The organism is Acetivibrio ethanolgignens (genome assembly GCF_001461035.1).
GTDB lineage: Bacteria > Bacillota > Clostridia > Lachnospirales > Lachnospiraceae > Velocimicrobium > Velocimicrobium ethanolgignens.
In genome coordinates, this window is record NZ_LNAM01000147.1 from 1 (window position 1) to 2,333 (window position 2,333).

At 33.6% G+C, this 2,333-nt stretch carries 1 protein-coding gene; it reads right to left on the minus strand.

Going from position 1 to position 2,333, the window contains the following annotated elements; translation table 11 throughout:
* Positions 1-491 precede the first annotated feature (491 nt).
* Positions 492-1,922: an MBOAT family O-acyltransferase gene (locus ASU35_RS07450; RefSeq protein ID WP_058352399.1), complete on the minus strand. Its 1,431-nt coding sequence runs from the start codon at positions 1,920-1,922 to the stop codon at positions 492-494.
* Positions 1,923-2,333: the final 411 nt, after the last annotated feature.

Sequence of the window (2,333 nt, forward strand, 5' to 3'; positions counted from 1 at the left end):
TCTATCCAGAGACAATCAAGTAAATCAATTTTTAGTCATATGAGATTAGCATAAACAGTCAAGACTCTAAAACCTTGAGTTTCCGTAGTTTTATCCACAAAACTCCAAATCCTTCGGATTAATCATACGCAACTTTCAAAAAATGTGCAAAATATAAGGAATCTCATTCCTTTTTGATATATAATTAAATTGCCACAAAATAATCCTACGAAACAGATGAGTCTGTGACACCAAAGACTCTCTGGATAAAGAGTTAGACTATTGCCAGAACTGTACGGTTATGATGTAGCCTCATCGTCGGGTCTTTTTGGAATGGAAATACAGGGAGCTATAACTATTTTTGCAGTAAATTGAAAAAGAATAATAACACTACTAGATGAAAAATAGCATCCTGAGTACTTTAATCTAAATGTATATACAAGAAAAATCCCAAAAGCTTCATTTATCAAAGAACTCTTTTGGGATTTTTGGGTTTACATCATATTCCTGTGTTAAAAATTTTCATAAATAAACTCATTTGCACTATACTCAGGACCATAAAAACCAAAGATCAGTATTGAAAAAATCAGCAGGTAATAAATCCCCCATCGGAACAGCAAATTCTGTTCTGCTAATTTCTCCCGAACATCCATTGTTTCTTTCAATAAAGAAACAATCAACAATACAAACAGGGAAAGTACTCCTACTGCTAAATCATGAATATCCAGTCCCAATGCAAGGAAATTACTCAAGCTAAATACACCCAGATTGAATGTAAATACCTGTCTGCACATCATCAGACCATCTCGGAAACTATTTGCTCTGAAAAAGATAAAACCAATGCAAACCATAAAAAATGTTCTAAGAGACTGGAACAGATGATAGCTGAAACAGTCTGTATTAATCTTAAATACTTTGATTATCTTCTTAAACATCGGATCTAATATCTGTCCGGCTACAATATAAAACCAATGGAGCAATCCAGAACCAATGATAAAGTTCCATGATCCGCCATGCCACAGGCCTGTTGCAAACCAGAGTATAAACATTCCCAAATAGGTAGGTACCTTTTTCCCTCGTTTCTTTCCAAGATACTTTTTAGAAATAGTACCAATTTTTATAAACAATCCCGTTTTTAAAAGCGGATAGAAAACATAATCTTTAAACCACGTTCCTAAAGTAATATGCCATCTTCTCCAATATTCAGAAATAGAGCGGGAGAAAAACGGAGTCTGAAAATTTTCTGCCATTTGTATTCCAAGTGCCTGTGATGCACCTAAAGCAATATCCATATAGCCCGAAAAATCTGTATACAGCTGGAACGCAAAGCAAACCACCCCGGCTACAATATAAAACCCAGAATAGGTATAGTAATCTCCATACACAGTATTAACAATTACCGCCATACGCTCTGAGATAACCAATTTTTTAAAAAATCCCCAAGCCATACGCTGAAGACCGAAGGTCAATTCCCTATAGTTAAATTTCCTTACCAAAGCAAACTGCGGCCCCATATCTGAATACCGGTTAATCGGTCCTGATGAAATCTGCGGAAAAAATGTCGCAAACAAAATATACTGCAAGAAACTCATCTGTGCCGGACATACCTTTCGCTGCACATCAATAAAATATCCCAATAGCTGCAGGGTGAAAAACGAAATTCCCAATGGTGCAATCAAATTAATAGTTGTCCATGAATTGGAAAATCCCAGCAGTTCACATATTCCTCTTCCTGTGTATACAAAGAAATTTATATACTTTAATATTATCAATCCCCCTGCTACTATACCGACGGTCAGTATAAAAATCCATTTCTGCTTTTTATCCTCTCTGTATTTTCCAAACAATATGGCAGCTATATAAGTAATTATGGATAAAAATAACTGAAAAACAAGAAGCCGCTTTCCACCGGCATAATAGCAAAATACAAGATTTGCTGCCAAAAGCAGTATAAAATTTCTTTCGCTAAGGAAATACCTTAGCGAAACCTTTTTTAACTAGCTAAATAAAGGAATATATTTAATAGACGGCTTATTTTGACGATAAATAAAAAAGAAGTTGTAATTAATATGAAAGACAAAAGAGAAACTAATAGTAAAAAAAATCTAGTATGACAAAAAAATTGACGGCTAAAGAAGAAAAAATTAATAAAATAAAAGAGAAAATTGTAAATTTCTGGATAATTTTCCATTTAAAATTAGAAAAGTTATTATTATAATGTTGACATAAAAAGAAATTTGAGCTACACTGAGATAGATTTATAAGTAAAAAAAGGTTTCGCTAAGGTATTTCCTTAGCGAAGCCTTTTTTCATTAGTGTATAAGCATAGCATCTCCAAAGCTAAAGAATCGATA